Here is a 17,931-nt window from a genome sequence, read left to right as displayed (position 1 = left end):
ATTCATGAAAAATGATTAAATTTGAGAAACTACATATGAAAGTAAAATGAGATATCATCAATCGGGAAATATCCCACCAAAAAGACACACGATCTTTAAGTCTCCTGAAGATAAATTTTACTATGAGCAGCTTTTCGGTACAGAAGGCTTCCATGGTATTTCTTCTCTGTTATATCATATCCACCGCCCTACACAGATTAAATCTATCGGTGAGCCGAAAGATGTTACTCCCAAAATTGCAGTGGAAAAGAATGTTGCTCCAAGAATGTTTAAGGGAATGAACGTTACTCCTGAAGATGATTTCATGGACAGCCGAAAGATCCTTTTGATGAATAATGACCTGAAAATGGGATTGGCAAAGCCAAGAAAATCGATGGATTATTTCTACAAAAATGCGGAATGTGATGAGCTTTTGTATGTTCATAACGGAACCGGAATCTTAAAAACATTTGTAGGAGATCTTGAATTCGTAACAGGAGATTATCTTATTATTCCGAGAGGAACGATTTATCAGGTAGAACTAAAATCTGATGATACGGTATTTTTTGTATTGGAAAGCCACTCTCCTATCTACACTCCGAAAAGATACAGAAATGAATTCGGGCAACTTTTAGAGCACTCTCCATTCTGCGAGAGAGACATGATTGCTCCTACTTATAAAGAACCCATCGATGAAAAAGGAGAATTCCTGATTAAAGTAAAAAAAGAAAACCAGATTACCGACTTCATCTACGCAACACACCCATTTGATGTGGTAGGCTGGGACGGCTATTTTTATCCTTATAAATTCAATATTAAAAACTTCGAACCCATTACCGGAAGAATTCACCAGCCGCCACCGGTTCACCAGAATTTTGAAGGACACAATTTCGTAGTGTGCTCATTCTGTGCAAGAATGTACGATTATCACCCACAGGCTATTCCTGCACCTTACAACCACTCTAATATTGATTCTGATGAGGTATTGTTCTACACAGAAGGTGATTTCATGAGCCGTAACCATATTGACCTAATGGACTTCACCCTTCACCCTGGTGGAATTGTACACGGACCTCACCCTGGTGCTATGGAAAGAAGTATCGGTAAAAAATTCACGGAAGAATATGCCGTAATGGTAGACCCTTTCCGCCCGTTAAAAATTACAGAAGAAGCTTTAAAAGTAGAAGATCCTTCTTATAAAACTTCATGGTTAGAATAAAACAGTAAAATTATCAAAAAGTATTACTGAATACATACAAAAGACGCTTTAAATCCTTTATTTAAAGCGTCTTTTTTCGTAAATTTGTGAGGTATGGTTAACATATTGACCATCATTATTTTTCATATCGCATCCTAAGTAATGGTGGTTTAAAACAAAATCAATATTACATGTTAGAAAGAATCAGATTAGAAAGTTTACACCAAAAGGTAACCACAGCCGAAAACGCTGTAAAAATCATTAAAGACGGTATGACCATCGGGTCCAGCGGCTTTACAAAAGCAGGTGACAGCAAAGCCATTTTGCCCGCACTGGCTGAAAGAGGAAAAACAGAAGACTTGAAAGTCACTTTGATGACCGGAGCTTCATTGGGACACGGTACTGACGGAAAACTGGCAGAAGCCAATGTTCTGAAAAAAAGAATGCCATTTCAGGTAGATCCTATCTTAAGAAACAAAATCAACAACGGTGAAATTCTCTTCATCGACCAGCATTTAAGTGAAAGTGCCGAGCTTCTTCACACCAAAAATCTTCAGAGTATTGACGTAGCCATTATCGAAGCTGCTTATATTGAAAGAGACGGAAGTATTGTTCCGACTACTTCTGTGGGAAATTCTGTTACTTTTGCGGCTTTGGCTAAAAAGGTTATTATTGAAATCAATACAGAAGTACCTGAAGAAGTGTATGGCATCCATGATATCTACCAGGCCGAAGATTATCCTTACAGAAATGTCATTCCAATTGTTGCACCATGGAACAAAATCGGGAGAAAAAGCATTCCTGTAGATCCTGAAAAAATTGAGGCTATTGTATTTACCAACCGTAAAGACAGTCCGGCAGATATTGCAGAACCCGATGAAAAAACAACAGCAATCGCCAAACATCTTCTTGCTTTCTTTGAAAATGAAGTTCTTTTAGGAAGACTTACAGACCGTTTACTTCCTCTTCAGGCAGGTATCGGTAAGGTTGCCAATGCAGTTCTGACAGGATTCAAAAACAGTAATTTTTATGACCTGACCATGTTTTCGGAAGTTCTTCAGGACAGTACATTTGATCTGATCGATTCCGGTAAGCTTAGCTTTGCTTCTGCATCATCCATTACCGTTTCTCAGGAATGCTACGAAAGAGTGTTAGGAAACCTTTCAAAATATAAAGACAAATTCGTTTTAAGACCTCAGAATATTTCCAATACTCCGGGATTGATCAGAAGATTGGGAGTAATTGCCATCAACACCGCCATTGAATTCGACATCTATGGAAATGTAAACTCCACTCATATCGGAGGGACAAAAATCATGAACGGAATCGGAGGTTCCGGAGACTTTGCAAGAAACGCTTATTTAAGTATTTTTGTAACTCAGGCCGCTTCAAAAGGAAACAATATCTCCCACGTTCTTCCAATGGTTTCTCATACTGACCATACAGAACACGATGTAGATATTCTGGTAACAGATGTCGGATTGGCTGACTTAAGAGGACTGGCACCAAGAGAAAGAGCACAGAAAATCATTGATAATTGTGTTCACCCGGATTATAAAGAAGAACTACAATCTTACTTCGACAGAGCCTGTGAAAAAGGAGGTCATACGCCACATTTATTACAAGAGGCATTCAGCTGGCATTTACGATTTGCAGAAACGGGAAGCATGAAACAGAAAACTGCAGTAGAAACTGCTAATTAAAATTTCCATCAAAATAACAGACAAAACGAAAGGACTGAATGCCAATGCATTGAGTCCTTTCGTTTTTAAATCACTGCTGATGTATTCATATGATAAAAATCTGTACAATATCCTCAAAATATTTATATGAATATAAAATTATAAAGATTATCTTTGAAAGAAGAGCGGTATTTTTATGAGTTGTAAAAATACATTGAACACCCTTTTAAAAAGACAAAATATGAATAATTACATCAGCGCAGAAGAAGCAATATATACGATAAAAAGTGGAAACCGTGTATTTTTTCACGGCAGTGCCTGTACACCGAATTATCTGATTGATGAGCTGGCAAGACAGTCTAATCGTTTGCAAAATGTGGAAATGGTTTCCATCACCCAGCAGGGAAATGTGGAAATTGCAAAACCACAATACAAAGACAGCTTTTTCATCAACTCTTTATTTGTTTCGACACCTGTGCGTGATGCTGTAAATTCTGACCGTGGAGACTTTGTTCCCGTTTTCTTAAGTGAAATTCCCATTTTATTCAGAAAAAATATTCTCCCTCTCGATGTAGCTATCGTTACAGTTTCTCCACCCGACAAACATGGTTTTTGTACTTTGGGGACTTCTGTAGATATTGCAAGAGCCGCTGTAGATACAGCAAAAATCATTGTTGCCATCGTTAATCCAAGAATGCCGAGAACCCATGGAGACGGGATGATCCATATCAGCAGGATTCATAAACTGGTTTGGCATGAAGAGGAACTCCCAACAGTAGATTATGGTTCCAAAGTAGGTCCTGAAGAAATGCTCGTAGGAAAAAATGTAGCGGAGCTTATTGAAGACCGATCTACCCTTCAGATGGGCATCGGAACCATTCCTGATGCCGTGCTAAAATGTCTTACCAACCATAAAGACCTGGGAATTCACACAGAAATGCTGAGTGACGGTGTTATTGACCTTATTCAGGATGATGTGATCAACAACAAATACAAAGGCTACAACGACAATAAAACCATTACAAGTTTCTGCTTCGGAACAAGAAAACTTTACGACTATGTGGATGACAATACAGTCTTTGCCTTCAGAGACGTGAGTGAAGTGAATTTTCCGATCAATATTATGCGAAACAAAAAAATGGTAGCCATTAACTCTGCCATTGAAATAGACCTTACAGGCCAGGTATGTGCCGATTCTATCGGAACACTCCAGTACAGCGGAATTGGAGGGCAAATGGATTTTATGCGCGGTGCAGCATTAAGTGATGATGGAAAACCTATCATAGCTATTACGGCAAGGACGAAAAAAGGAATTTCCAGAATTGTTCCTTTCCTTAAACAGGGAGCTGGTGTCGTAACTACCAGAGGCCATATCCACTACGTGGTTACTGAGTACGGAACAGCCTATTTGTATGGTAAGAATCTTCGCCAGAGAGCGCAGGAACTCATCAGTATTGCCCATCCGGATGACAGAGAGATGCTGGAAAGAGCTGCTTTTGAAAGATTTAAACACTGATAATCAAATTATAAAGTCCTTGAAACTGCCTTTTTAAATTGAAAACTTAAAACATATTTTGAACTCATTGTCATAAAATGATAAAAAAATATTAAATTTTTGGCAGTATATTTGATAAAATTCTTTCAAAAACAAGGAAATTGAAAACTATATATAATTCGATACGAGACGAAGTGGTAAAACATTCCAAGGTAAGGAATTCTGTTTTGGGGAATGTGAATGAATGGAAGCGAAGCCATTATATTATTCTTTCTGAAATTATCAAAGACGAGCTTTCTGAAGCGGAAGAACTGAAAGGAGGAAAAAAATTTGAAATCGGAAATACCATTTCCCATGTAACCTTACAACGCTTTTTTGAAAACGATTACCAGGATAAAACTCACAATGACCTTAGATTTCTTAAAACACTTGATAAAATCTGCATTTTCTTAGGATATAAAGATCTCAATGATTACATCCTTGCTATCAGATATAAGAAACAGGAAGAAGAGGAAACTGATGATCAGTCTTATCTTACGAAAATGGTTTATGAATACTGTGCAACCGCTTTTGAGTTTTGTAAACAGTTTCCCAATCATAATACCCAGCTTTTTAAAGATCTGGTTTTTGATGATTCTCCATTCCTGGAAAGGGTTTCACTGTTCAGTAAAGAATTATGTGATAAAGACTTTCAGCTGGTTACTAAAAACAACAGATCCAATTATGAGGTTTTTGATATTCAAGTGGTGACCGATGAACCCGACAAGAAAATCCTGGAATCTCAGGAGTTCTGGAATCTGCTGTTTAAAGTTGGAGAAACCGGAGAGGAACACTTTGTCAATCAACTGAGTACACAAATTTATTTTATCAAAAAAATAAATAATTCCTGGAAGATCTGGGACAACTATAATCCCGACGCGGGAATGCTCAACAGAAAAATTGAAACAACTTAAAAATAAGAAAGCCGTAGAGAGTATCTACGGCTTTCATGTTTCGAAAATATTTTTTTTCACTTGTCTTTTGTATAACAAATGTAGGCAGATGATTTTAGACTTATGAAACTTAAATATACTTAAGTAAACTCTTCTTTAAGGTTATGTTAAATATATTCAATGAATCCGTGCGAATATTTTCGCAATGTCTAAGTTTTTTGTAATTTGCATACCAATAAAATAAAAGTAAAAGAGAAAATATGTCAACACTTACATTTGCCGAGAAAATAGCTCAAGCAGAAAATTTCTTACCGATTAACGGTACAGATTATATTGAGTTTTATGTAGGAAATGCTAAACAGGCTGCTCATTATTACAAAACCGCTTTCGGTTTTCAGTCTGTAGCTTATGCGGGTCCTGAAACAGGAGTAAGAGACCGTGCATCTTATGTGCTTCAACAGGGAAAAATCAGATTGGTATTAACTACAGGACTTAAGTCTGAATCTCCTATCAGTGAACACGTAAAAAAACATGGTGACGGAGTAAAAATTTTGGCACTTTGGGTAGATGACGCTTATGCAGCTTTCGAAGAAACAACTAAAAGAGGTGGAAAACCTTATTTAGAGCCAGTAACGTTAACTGATGAGCATGGTGAGGTAAGAATGTCCGGTATCTACACGTATGGAGAAACCGTTCACATGTTTGTTGAAAGAAAAAATTATAACGGTGCTTTTATGCCTGGTTATGAAAAGTGGGAAAGCGATTATAAGCCTGAAGAAGCAGGTTTATTATACGTAGACCACTGTGTAGGAAATGTTGACTGGAACAGAATGATCCCAACTGTAGAATGGTATGAAAAAGTAATGGGATTTGTAAACATCCTTTCTTTTGATGACAAGCAGATCAACACAGAATATTCTGCATTGATGTCTAAAGTAATGTCAAACGGAAACGGATATGCAAAATTCCCGATCAACGAGCCTGCAGAAGGTAAAAAGAAATCTCAGGTAGAAGAATATCTTGATTTCTACGAAGGAGAAGGAGTACAGCACATTGCTGTGGCAACAAAGGATATTATCCACACCGTAACTGAATTAAAAAAACGTGGTGTAGAGTTCCTTTCTGCTCCACCAGAAGCATATTACGACATGGTTCCTGAAAGAGTAGGTCATATTGATGAAGATCTTAAAAAACTTCAGGAGTTAGGTATACTTATTGATCATGATGAAGAAGGATACTTATTACAGATCTTTACGAAGCCTGTAGAAGACCGTCCTACTCTATTCTTCGAAATTATTGAAAGACACGGTGCACAGAGTTTTGGTGCCGGAAACTTCAAAGCATTGTTCGAAGCATTAGAAAGAGAGCAGGAAAGAAGAGGGAATCTTTAATTTTACATTAGAAAATATAAGTTTTGTCAGGATACAATATTCTGGCAAAACTTTTTTATAAAACACAGTATATGAGAAAACTTTTAATCGGGATTTTTCTTCTGGGAACCTTAGTGCTTAAAGCTCAATATGGTACTTTGAATGAAATCCTTAACCGACTTGAACAAAGAAAAGGCATCAATCAGCATCTTGAAAATGTAAATATTGACAACAAAAAGTTTGTTTTTATTAAAGATGAAGCCGACCATACAGAAAGGGACTTTATTATTATCAAAGGGAATAATGCCACCTATGTAGAAGTTTTCGATGATAAAGCAACTGGAGAAAGCAGTTCCAATGTTTTCACCGGTGATATCATCAGGAAAAAAAATATTATTTCTTTACGGGCAGACATGCTTGAAAACAAAAAAATCCCAATGCCTGTCACTAAAACTTTATTGCTGACACAGCAGGACAATATTTTGTACCTTATCGATGTCAATACCCGAGACAGATGGATTGATGAAGCCTCTTATTCAAAAAAGACCAAATAAATGTACCGGGGAATTCTTCCGGATGATATTGAATCTAACTAAAATCTAAACTTATGAAATCATTTGTAGACTACTCCTCAAATTCGGATTTTTCTATACACAATATTCCTTTCGGAGTCGCAGTTTTTAACAAAGAATATATCGGATGCTGTACAAGAATCGGAGATCAGGTCATTGATCTTGCTACCTTGTACGATCTTGGTTATTTTGAAGATATTGAAGGATTAGACGACAATGTTTTTGAAGCCTATACGATCAACGAATTTATCGAGCTGGGTAAACCTGTTACCAATGCTGTTCGTACTAAAATCCAAACTTTATTACAGGAAGGATCCACTTTATCAAAAGATCAGAAGACTATTGAAGAAGCTTTTTATGACCTGGATAAAGTAAAAATGATGATGCCTGTCCACATCCAGAACTACACCGATTTCTACAGCAGCATCGAACATGCTACCAATGTAGGAAAAATGTTCCGAGATCCGGCAAACGCTTTATTACCCAACTGGAAACATTTACCGGTAGGTTACCACGGAAGAGCATCCTCTATCGTAGTTTCCGGAACGGAAATCAACCGTCCTAAAGGTCAGACGAAACCAGCAGATGCAGACAAACCGGTTTTCGGAGTATCTAAACAATTGGATTTCGAACTGGAAATGGCTTTCATCATCAATAGAAATACAGAGATGGGAGAAAGTATCTCTACCAAAGATGCAGAAGATGCAATCTTCGGAATGGTCGTTTTCAATGACTGGTCTGCAAGAGATATCCAATCCTGGGAATATGTTCCGCTAGGGCCATTCCTTGCGAAAAACTTCGGTTCTTCTATTTCTCCATGGGTGGTTACGCTGGAAGCTTTGGAGCCATTCAGAACTGCTTCCCCAGTACAGGATCCTGAAGTTTTAGAATATTTAAAATTTGAAGGTGATAAAAACTATGATATCAACCTTGAAGTATATATCCAGCCTGAAAACGGAGATCAGAACCTGATCTGTGAAAGCAACTACAAACACATGTACTGGAATATGACCCAGCAACTGGCACATCACACGGTAAACGGATGTAATGTGGAAGTAGGTGATTTATATGCCAGCGGTACCATCTCAGGAAGTGATCCAAAATCTTTCGGTTCTATGCTTGAACTGACATGGAGAGGACAAAATCCTCTGTCATTAAGCAACGGAGAAGAAAGAAAGTTCATTGAAGATAATGATACGGTTACCATGAAAGCATGGGCAGAAAAAGACGGTGTAAGAGTAGGTTTCGGTGAAGTTTCCGGTAAAATTATTCCAACACTTTAATAATTATTTAAACACTTTAGTTTTTAAAGTTATATGATAATGGTAAAATTAAGTTCACTTTAGTTTTTTGAAAATCTACGATTTTCATTTTCTTACATTATGACGACTCAAAAATTAGTTAATGATTTATCTTACAAAATCGTTGGAGCTTGTATAGAAGTACATAAGCTGGTTGGTCCGGGCCTATATGAAGAGGTTTATCACAAATGTTTAGAAAGAGAGTTTGATCTGTTAGGTTTAAACTATCAAAGTGAACTTGAAATACCATTTTTATATAAAGGAAGTCATATAGACTGTAAAGTAAAATGTGATTTTTTGATTGAAGAATTAATTGTTCTTGAATTAAAATCCGTTACTGATATCCATCAGATTCATAAAGCTCAGACAATGAATTATATGAATCTTTTAAAAGTACCCCGTTCAATCCTAGTTAATTTCAATGTCACCAACCTCTATCATGAAGGTTGTGAGTTTTTTGCCTCTAAAATATTTAAAGAGCTTTCAAAAGAATGAAAATCGTAGATTTTCAAACTTAAGTGCTCTCCGCTAAACAGCATTAGAAATAACTAAAATAACTTAAGTGTTAAAAGAAAAACATGAAAACAGTAATCCCCTCCGAGATAACCTCCGTACAACTGCAGACCATTATGCAGACCGCCGTTTCACCACGTCCCATTGCATTGGCTTCTACAGTGGATAAAGACGGTAATAATAACTTATCTCCGTTCAGTTTTTTTAATATGTTCAGTACGGTTCCTCCGATTTTGATTTTTTCACCATCGAGAAGGGTTCGTGACAATACCACCAAACATACGCTGGAAAATGTTATTGAAGTGCCTGAAGTAGTGATCGGAACAGTCAATTTTCCGATTGTACAGCAGATCTCTTTAGCTTCTACAGAATACGAAACCGGAGTCAATGAATTTATCAAATCCGGTCTTACCATGAAAGATGCAGATCTTGTACAACCTAAACTTATTGAAGAATGCCCGGTTAATTTTGAATGCAAGGTTTTAGAGGTAAAATCATTGGGTGATCAGGGTGGCGCAGGAAATCTGGTAATCTGTGAAGTTCAGAAAATCCATATCAGAGAAGAATATCTGAATGAAGCCGGAAATCTGGATCAGAAAAAACTGGATATGGTAGCCCGTTTAGGCACCAACTGGTATTCCAGAAGCAATGAAAACAGTCTTTTTGAAGTACCAAAGCCTTTGGTAACAAAAGGAATTGGTTTTGATCAGCTTCCAGATTCTATTAAGTACAGCAAAGTCTTCACAGGAAATGACCTTGGAATGCTTGCCAATACGGAAGTGTTGCCTGAAGGTGACTTTCATGCTGATGAAAATATCCATCTTGATGCCCAGAAATTACTTCTTGAAAGCAAAATTGAAGAAGCATGGAAGATTTTAATTAAATAGTCTGATTTACTGATGAAAAAATACATCTTCTTCCTTTTTCTCTTAATCACATTACAATCATGTTATTATCCTGTAAAAAAAGATTACGGGATCTACAGCAAGTCATTGGTATTTTCGAAGGATAAAAAGTGGCTGATTAACAACATCAAAACGGATGTAGATTCGCATCACCGGGAAATGATGAGCAAGGAAGCGTTTCAACTATTCCAGGATTTAAGCAATGGCAAAGCCTTTGACTTAAAAACGGCAAAAGCAGAAAATATCATTCAGAATAGTATTCCTTTTGATCCGGAAACTGAAGATCTTGAGGTATTGAAAAGAAATTCTGATTTCAATTTCCTGGTAAACATCTACACCATGAAAGTGCGAAACGGTTTAGATAATTCAATTGGAACGCAGTATGAATATAAGAAAAATGAAACTTTTGCAATGATGGATGTCTATGATATCATTACTATGAAGAAAATATATTCTCTGAAAGCATACTCAGAAGTTTCGGTGGAGAAAGATCAAAAGGTGACCATCTTCGATCCTTCAACTGAAATGATGACCATGAAAAATTTCAGAAGTCTTTTAAAATCAGTAAAAAAGAACGCTGTTAGAACGAATTAAAGATATCGATTGATCATCAATAAAAAAAGGAGTGAAAGTTTCACTCCTTTTTTATTATTTGGATTTAAGCGATTCCGAAACAGTAATTTTTCCTTTTTCAGCAAATTCTGTTAACTTACCGTTTTTATCGATAGAAACATTCAGGTTGTCATTTTTAGCATCATAGTAAATGCTTGTAGCATATCCCGGACAATCGTGCTGTTTGCATCCTGTCAGTTTGTAGATTCCATTTTCTGACGTAACAGGACTTTCTACATTGAAATTCTTTACCATCTCATCATACTGAGCTCCGGTAAGTTTTTTCAGTCTTTCTGAAATACCTTTATCTTCAAAGAATTTAATATCATGAGGATATTTCCCAACGTTTTTGGTAATGATATTATCCGGAGCAGGAGCAGAAGGAGCTGCCGTTGCTGCTGAATCTGTTTTTGGAGTTGTTACGGAATCCTTAGGCATTACGGTTGCCAAAGTATCACTGCTTACAGAAGATTCTGTTTTTGTTTCTTTTTTACATGAAACAACACATAGTGAAAGCGCAAATGCGCCTGCAATAATTTTTTTCATAAATATATTTTATGGTGGTTACTATATAATAACGTAGTTTTAAACGTTTTATTTCAATTTTTCTTTGATAAAGTCAATACATTTTTCAGTTACCGTATGGAGATCTTTTGGTAATTCATTTCCTTCCCATGGTTCTTTTGCCCCGAAAGTATGGTTGGCATTTTCAATCAGAAACAGCTCTGAATTGGGGTGAAGAATATGAAGATGTTCTGCCTGCTTCACCTCTACCGCTTCATCTTCTGTTCCATGAATAATCAACATGTGAGCTTTAGCCATTTCTGCAGCTCGTTCTACATCAAAACGGTGAATATCTTTTTCATAATCTTCATAAAACTGATAATAATGAGGCATTTCCTGTTGGGTACGTCCGTTTAAAGCATAATAGACACCATTATTTTTCCAGTTTTCTAAAGCAGCATCTTTTGGGAAACGATCTAAAGTATCCACACTGGCCAATGTAATCAAACCGTTGATTCTTTCGTCTTCAAAGGTTTTAATAATAGAAATCCCTCCTCCTCTGCTGTGCCCGATCAGTACAATCTTTTCATCATCCACATGGGGATCTTTACTAAAGTGGTCAATTACTACTCCAAGATCGGAAAGTTCTTTAGAATAATTATTATTTCCAAAAGCTTCGAGGTCTCCAAAGTTAAACGGATCTTCTGTTGTTGTTCCGTTATGTGAAAAATTAAACTTGACAAAGAAAAAGCCTGCCTCCGCAAACTTTTCAGCCATCAGATTCCAGGCTCCCCAATCTTTATACCCTTTGTATCCGTGAACAAATATGATCAGGGGAAGTTTTTTTTGGCTGTCTTTATAAAAAACATCAGCAAGAAAACCTTTCGTTTCTTTATTTTCTAAGTATATATTCTTTTCTATAATCAAATTCATAAAACAAATGGGTTTTACTTAATATTATTTATATTTATAGGATGAATTCAAACTGAAATTTATGAAAAAAACTCTACTTTTTTTATTTTTAATTACATTTTCTTTGATCCTGAGCCAGACGACCAAAAGGGTCTTTTTTATTGGAAACAGTTATACTTATGTTAACAATTTACCTGGTCTTATTCAAAGTATTGCCACATCTAACGGCGATGTATTCGAACATCACAGTCAGACTCCGGGAGGTGCTACCCTGCAGGATCATGCCAACAATCCGAATGTCACTACAGACATTAATCAGGGAAACTGGGATTACGTGGTACTGCAGGAACAGAGCCAGCTTCCTTCGTTTCCTGATTCACAGGTACAAAACCAGGTGTATCCTTATGCCCTTCAGCTTTCCAATTTATTTAAAACATCCAATCCTTGTGGAAATGTTATTTTCTATATGACGTGGGGCCGAAAAAATGGTGATGCAGCCAATTGCCCTGGACTTCCCACAGTCTGCACGTATCAGGGAATGGACACTCAAATTTATAACCGTTACATGGAAATGGCGATGAACAATGAAGGCATTGTCTCTCCTGTAGGTAAAGTCTGGAGAACGATCAGAGAGCAAAACCCGGCCATCGAATTGTATGATCAGGATGAATCACATCCCAGTTATATAGGTTCTATGGCTGCTGCGTACACATTTTACACTATTATATTCAAGAAAGATCCTACGCAGGTTCCTTTTAATGGAAATCTTACTCCGGCACAGGCTCAACTGATCAAAGAAATTGTGAAAACAGAAGTGTACAATCAGCCTGGTCAATGGTATGTGACCAACAATGATGTTCACAGCAGATTTACTTATCAGCTTACCGGAGCAGGCATCGTTCAGTTTACGAATGCAACTCAGAATGCAGCCAACTATTCATGGGATTTTGGTGATGGAACGACTTCTACGCTGGAAAATCCGACACACACCTATACTGTGGGAGGAAATTATCATGTAAAACTTACAACAGATGCCTGCGGAGCAACTACAACCAAAACAAAACTGGTTGTTGTCAACACGTTGCATACAGCGGAAACAAGTATAGAAAACGGTATTCAGATCTATCCCAATCCTGTTCAAAACCTGGTTAATGTCGTTTCTAAAAAGAAATTTGAAGTAATTTCCCTTACAGAAGCTTCAGGAAAAATCATTCCTTATCATTTGAATAAGACAGAGACCGGCTATAGTATTTCACTTCAGCATTTGACCAGCGGAGTTTATTTCCTGCAATATAAAACAGGAGAAAAGGAATTCACTAAAAAAATTATTAAAAAATAAGCTTATTTTTGCTGCATGCAGAATTTAAGAACTGTAACCGTGATGCGTTACATTCTGCCCCTGAGAGAAGGAGGATCTCTTCCGGCTCTGGCAGAAGCTGATGATGATTTCAAATATGTATTAAAATTCCGTGGCGCAGGCCATGGGGTAAAAATGCTGATCTCCGAACTGTTGGGTGGGAAAATTACCGAAGCTTTGGGACTTAAAATTCCTGAACTTGTTTTCGTTAATCTTGATGCTGATTTCGGAAGAACGGAAGCCGATGAGGAAATCCAGGATCTTCTGAAGTTTTCTGAAGGGCTGAATCTCGGGTTACATTATCTTTCCGGTTCTATTACCTATGATCCGGGAGTAAGTGTGGATCCGCTTCTGGCTTCAAAAATAGTATGGCTGGATGCATTCATTACCAACATCGACCGTACTTTTAAAAATACAAATATGCTGATGTGGCATAAAGAACTTTGGATCATCGATAACGGTGCTTCGTTCTACTTCCACCACTCATGGCAGAATTTTGATGCAGCAGCTAAAACCCCTTTCAAATACGTGAAAGACCACGTGCTTCTTCCTAAGGCAAAAATGCTTGACGAAGCTGATAAATTTGCTCATGAAATTTTGAATGATACGCTCTTCAGAGACATTGTCAACATGATTCCTGAAGACTGGTTACACTGGAATGATGCGGATGAAACACCGGATGAAATTCGTGAAATCTATTTTCAATTTATGAAAACCAGATTAGAAAATTCTCAAATCTTTGTAAACGAAGCGAAAAATGCAAGAGGATAAAATATATGAATATGCGGTAATACGCCTGGTGCCTAAAGTTGAAAGAGAAGAGTTTTTCAATATCGGGCTGGTGATGTTTTCCAAAAAGGAGAAATTCATCAGAGTGGAATTCTATTTGTGTCCGGACAAATTCAAACTGATGCACAGCAAACTGGATTACGATGATATCATCCACAATCTGGAAAGCTTTCAAAAAATTGCTAACGGTGAGAAAGATGGCGGCCCTATTGCTTTTTTTGATATTCCGGAACGTTTCCGATGGCTGACAGCGGTAAGAAGTTCTGTCGTACAGACCTCAAGACCTCATCCGGGAAAATCAAAGGATCTGAATGCCACTTTTGGTAAGCTTTTTGAGGAGTTAGTAAAATAACACTCCTTAAAAATTTATTATGAAATTACACATCAACAACATATCAACATACAGGTTTTTCACAAACCTGTTTTTTATTTTATTTTTAAGCTTTACAAATTTATTTTTTTCACAAGACTTACCATTAAGACCCAACAAAGCTGCTGCTGTAAAAAGTACATTACTCCCTGAAATTGCAACAGTTTCCGAAGATATCGTGTACAAAACAAACAGAAAGGGGAAACCTCTCGCTCTTGATCTCTATACTCCCAAGAATGCCACCACTGAAAAACTTCCGGTATTGATCTATGTTCACGGAGGCGGATGGGTAGAAGGCGACAAAGTGGTTAATGCAGATAATTATCTTGAAACAACTGTAAAAAAACTGATAGACAAACAGTATGCGGTAATCAGTATCAATTATACGCTTTTAAGTGACAGCATTCATTTTCCTTTGCCTTTGGAAGATACCAAAGATGCCATAAGATGGGTAAGAAAAAATGCAGAGCAGTATCATCTTGATCCCAATAATATCGGGTTGTTCGGGGCTTCTGCCGGAGCTCACCTATCCCTCATGGCAGCCTATACACCAGACAATACTTATCTGGGCAATCCCGAACTTTCCTCTTATTCGGCTAAAGTGAATTATGTGATTGATCATTATGGGCCGGCTGATCTTAATAAGCTTTTTCATACAAGATTAGGAACAATTCCGGTAGGAATGATCGGATTAATGTCTAAAAAAATTGTCGGTTTACAGGAAAATCTTGTCAAAGGAATTTCCGGATATAATATCAGAAAAGATCAGGACAGCGCTATTGATTATCTTAAAACGATATCTCCCGTTTATTTTGTTTCAGAGGGAGTTCCTACTTTAATTGTTCAGGGGAATAATGATAAAATTGTTCCTTTAAGCCAGTCTAAAAAGCTCCACAGAAAATTAAACAGAGCCAAAATACAGAACTCCCTGATCGTCGTTGATGGCGGAGTGCATGGTTTCGGCACGACTGATAAAGCTTATCTGGATCAACTTACGGATCAGATGGTGGAATTCATTCTTTCACAAAAGAAGTAATATACATATTCCTGTTTAAGAATAATACAAAACACTATTAGTCATAACGATAAATAAAAAACAAATCACAAATTTGCTAGATTGATATACATATTGATATTTTTTCATTGAGAATTAATTACCTTGGTCTTTGTTTAAATTATTAACAATAAAAACACCAATAATTTAATTTTTTATCAATAAAAATAAGCAATATGGAATCTTTAAACAATATCAATGCGCTTACGCTCATCTTTGTATCTGTTCTTCTTTTTGCAATAGCTTACCGTTTTTATGGTATTTTCATTGCCAACAAAGTTCTCCGGCTCAATGACCAGAATACAACACCTGCTGTAGAATTTGCCGATGGTAAAGATTATGTGGCTACCAATAAAAATGTACTTTTCGGGCATCATTTTGCAGCTATTGCAGCTGCCGGGCCTTTGGTAGGACCTGTTCTTGCTGCACAGTTCGGATATCTGCCGGGAGCTTTATGGATATTGATAGGATGCGTACTGGGAGGTGGGGTTCATGATATGATTGTTCTTTTTGCTTCAGTAAGACATAAAGGGCAAAGTCTAGCCACGATTGCTTCCAAAGAAATCGGGAAAGCAACGGGTACGGTAGCAGGTTTTGCGATCCTCTTCATTTTGATTCTTACACTGGCAGGTCTATCTTTAGCTTGCATCAACGCGATGCATGAAGCTTCATGGTCTCTTTTTACAGTAATCATTACGATGCCTATTGCCATCATTATGGGGCTGATTATGCGCTATAAAAAGAACAGTGTACTTTTTGCAAGTATCTTGGGAGGAATTCTTCTGATTGCAGGGATTATTGGTGGACACACTCTGATGCAGAATCCTACGATGAATGGTTTATTTTCCTGGGATATTAAAACGATTTCTATAGCGATCCCACTGTATGGTTTTATTGCTTCTGTATTGCCGGTATGGCTTCTTTTGGTTCCAAGAGATTATCTTTCGACTTATTTAAAGATAGGAACTATTATTATGCTGGCTATCGGGGTAATCGTTATTCATCCTACGATACAGATGCCTGCTATCACAGCTTTTGTGAATGGTGGCGGCCCTATTATTGGCGGTCCGGTCCTTCCCTTTATTTTTATTGTGATTGCGTGTGGAGCGATTTCCGGATTCCATGCGGTGATTGCTACCGGAACGACTCCAAAAATGCTTAATAAGGAAAGAGAAATTCTTTTTGTAGGATACGGAGCTATGCTTGTGGAAGGTTTTGTGGCATTGATGGCGCTTATTGCAGCATGTACTTTGATGCCGGGTGATTATTTTGCGATCAATACACCCAAAGAGGCTTATGACTCATTTCTGGCAGCGCACCCTTCCCTACATGGGGTAGATATTGATTATTACTCCCAGAAAATAGGTATTGATCTGTATGGCAGAACCGGAGGTGCTGTATCTCTGGCCGTGGGAATGGCCCATATCTTTAATAAAATCCCGTATATGGACCAGCTGACGGCTTATTGGTATAATTTTGCCATTATGTTTGAAGCAGTATTTATTCTTACTGCCATTGATGCAGGCACAAGAGTCGGACGTTTCTTTTTGCAGGAAATGCTGGGATCTGTGATACCAAAATTCAATGATAAAAACTGGATTCCGGGGATCATTATCAGCAGTCTCCTTTTCACTTTTGCCTGGGGATATTTGGTGTATACCGGAAATGTAAACAGTATCTGGCCGTTATTCGGAATCAGTAATCAGCTTTTGGCAGCTTGCGGACTTATCGTCTGTACAACAATGCTGATCAGAATGAACAGAGGAAAATATGCTTTATGCTCGGCTATTCCGGGTGTGTTTATGGCGGGAATTACCTTCTGGGCAGGTTATATTCAAGTAACTGCCATTTATATTCCTAAAGGACAATATTTACTGGCTGCTTTAGCGGTGACAGCCATGGTTCTGATGCTTATTGTATTTGCAGGAGCTTTCAGAAAGTGGTATCAGCTGCTTCAAATCAAAACAACTGAAATTGACCATTATGGTGAACCAGTGAAAGAACTGGTAGAAAGATAAGATTCAAATTTTATAAAGAAAAACCATTAAGGGGATTGAAGAAATAAAGTATAGTTAAGGTGAATCATTTTGATTCTTAAGCTTAAAGCGAAGCTTATCTTAATACTCTTAAACTCTCATTACATCTTAATGGTTCAAAAATAAAAGTTTAATTACATAAAGAAAAAACAGTTCAGGATTTCTGAACTGTTTTTTTATTAGAGTTATTTAAACGTAGAATATATTAAAACCATTAAGGGGATTTAAGAAATAAAGTATAGTTAAGGTGAATCATTTTGATTCTTAAGCTTAAAACGAAGCTTATCTTAATACTCTTAAACTCTCATTACATCTTAATGGTTCAACATATAAAAGTTTATAAATATGAT

General features: G+C 37.1%; 17 protein-coding genes. 15 read left to right on the top strand and 2 right to left on the bottom strand.

All coding sequences use genetic code 11. The features are described from left to right. The first annotated feature begins 46 nt into the window (after positions 1–46). From RAH34_RS18840 to RAH34_RS18795, 10 genes are all read left to right on the top strand, one after another. Positions 47–1,198, top strand: a complete 1,152-nt coding sequence (locus RAH34_RS18840; RefSeq protein WP_121490017.1) for a homogentisate 1,2-dioxygenase — start codon at positions 47–49, stop codon at positions 1,196–1,198. Between the two features lie 170 nt (positions 1,199–1,368). Next, a complete protein-coding gene (locus RAH34_RS18835) occupies positions 1,369–2,880 on the top strand; it encodes a succinate CoA transferase (protein ID WP_306597141.1) in 1,512 nt (503 codons plus the stop codon). A gap of 220 nt (positions 2,881–3,100) precedes the next feature. Next, complete coding sequence (locus tag RAH34_RS18830) at positions 3,101–4,375, top strand: acetyl-CoA hydrolase/transferase family protein (RefSeq protein ID WP_114820842.1); 1,275 nt, start codon at positions 3,101–3,103, stop codon at positions 4,373–4,375. A 140-nt stretch (positions 4,376–4,515) separates the two neighbouring features. After that, entirely contained in the window at positions 4,516–5,307 is a 792-nt protein-coding gene (locus RAH34_RS18825) for a hypothetical protein (protein WP_114820797.1), read from the top strand. A gap of 239 nt (positions 5,308–5,546) precedes the next feature. After that, on the top strand, positions 5,547–6,677 hold the full coding sequence (hppD, locus tag RAH34_RS18820) for a 4-hydroxyphenylpyruvate dioxygenase (RefSeq protein ID WP_034697426.1): 1,131 nt from the start codon (positions 5,547–5,549) through the stop codon (positions 6,675–6,677). A gap of 71 nt (positions 6,678–6,748) precedes the next feature. Beyond that, on the top strand, positions 6,749–7,210 hold the full coding sequence (locus RAH34_RS18815; protein ID WP_306597140.1) for a hypothetical protein: 462 nt from the start codon (positions 6,749–6,751) through the stop codon (positions 7,208–7,210). A 53-nt stretch (positions 7,211–7,263) separates the two neighbouring features. Continuing rightward, entirely contained in the window at positions 7,264–8,511 is a 1,248-nt protein-coding gene (gene fahA / locus RAH34_RS18810; RefSeq protein WP_306597139.1) for a fumarylacetoacetase, read from the top strand. 99 nt (positions 8,512–8,610) lie between these two features. Next, on the top strand, positions 8,611–9,024 hold the full coding sequence (locus tag RAH34_RS18805; RefSeq protein ID WP_306597138.1) for a GxxExxY protein: 414 nt from the start codon (positions 8,611–8,613) through the stop codon (positions 9,022–9,024). An 83-nt stretch (positions 9,025–9,107) separates the two neighbouring features. Further along, entirely contained in the window at positions 9,108–9,929 is an 822-nt protein-coding gene (locus RAH34_RS18800; protein ID WP_306597137.1) for a flavin reductase family protein, read from the top strand. A 12-nt stretch (positions 9,930–9,941) separates the two neighbouring features. Continuing rightward, positions 9,942–10,541 (top strand): hypothetical protein, encoded by a 600-nt coding sequence (locus RAH34_RS18795; RefSeq protein WP_306597136.1) that lies wholly within the window; start codon positions 9,942–9,944, stop codon positions 10,539–10,541. A 54-nt stretch (positions 10,542–10,595) separates the two neighbouring features. On the opposite strand, the gene RAH34_RS18790 is transcribed toward RAH34_RS18795, so the two are convergent. Both RAH34_RS18790 and RAH34_RS18785 read right to left on the bottom strand, forming a co-directional pair. After that, positions 10,596–11,105 carry a hypothetical protein gene (locus RAH34_RS18790; protein ID WP_306597135.1) on the bottom strand — a complete coding sequence of 170 codons (510 nt, stop codon included), beginning with the start codon at positions 11,103–11,105 and terminating at the stop codon, positions 10,596–10,598. Between the two features lie 48 nt (positions 11,106–11,153). Further along, positions 11,154–11,996: a S9 family peptidase gene (locus tag RAH34_RS18785; RefSeq protein ID WP_306597134.1), complete on the bottom strand. Its 843-nt coding sequence runs from the start codon at positions 11,994–11,996 to the stop codon at positions 11,154–11,156. Between the two features lie 61 nt (positions 11,997–12,057). On the opposite strand from RAH34_RS18785, the gene RAH34_RS18780 reads away from it, so the two are divergent. The 5 genes from RAH34_RS18780 to RAH34_RS18760 all read left to right on the top strand — a co-directional run bounded on the left by RAH34_RS18780 (position 12,058) and on the right by RAH34_RS18760 (position 17,563). After that, entirely contained in the window at positions 12,058–13,314 is a 1,257-nt protein-coding gene (locus RAH34_RS18780) for a PKD domain-containing protein (protein ID WP_306597133.1), read from the top strand. 15 nt (positions 13,315–13,329) lie between these two features. Further along, positions 13,330–14,103 (top strand): HipA family kinase, encoded by a 774-nt coding sequence (locus tag RAH34_RS18775; RefSeq protein ID WP_114820789.1) that lies wholly within the window; start codon positions 13,330–13,332, stop codon positions 14,101–14,103. After that, positions 14,090–14,473, top strand: a complete 384-nt coding sequence (locus tag RAH34_RS18770; RefSeq protein WP_306597132.1) for a DUF3037 domain-containing protein — start codon at positions 14,090–14,092, stop codon at positions 14,471–14,473. The genes RAH34_RS18775 and RAH34_RS18770 overlap by 14 nt, the downstream gene beginning before the upstream one ends. A gap of 19 nt (positions 14,474–14,492) precedes the next feature. Further along, complete coding sequence (locus RAH34_RS18765) at positions 14,493–15,527, top strand: alpha/beta hydrolase (protein WP_306597131.1); 1,035 nt, start codon at positions 14,493–14,495, stop codon at positions 15,525–15,527. Between the two features lie 194 nt (positions 15,528–15,721). Continuing rightward, positions 15,722–17,563, top strand: coding sequence for a carbon starvation protein A (locus tag RAH34_RS18760; RefSeq protein ID WP_306597130.1), 1,842 nt, complete (start codon positions 15,722–15,724; stop codon positions 17,561–17,563). Positions 17,564–17,931: the final 368 nt, after the last annotated feature.

The organism is Chryseobacterium sp. WLY505, from assembly GCF_030846215.1.
GTDB lineage: Bacteria > Bacteroidota > Bacteroidia > Flavobacteriales > Weeksellaceae > Chryseobacterium.
The sequence above is the reverse complement of the archived record's forward strand: the minus strand, read 5'-3'. Positions and strand labels throughout refer to the sequence as shown.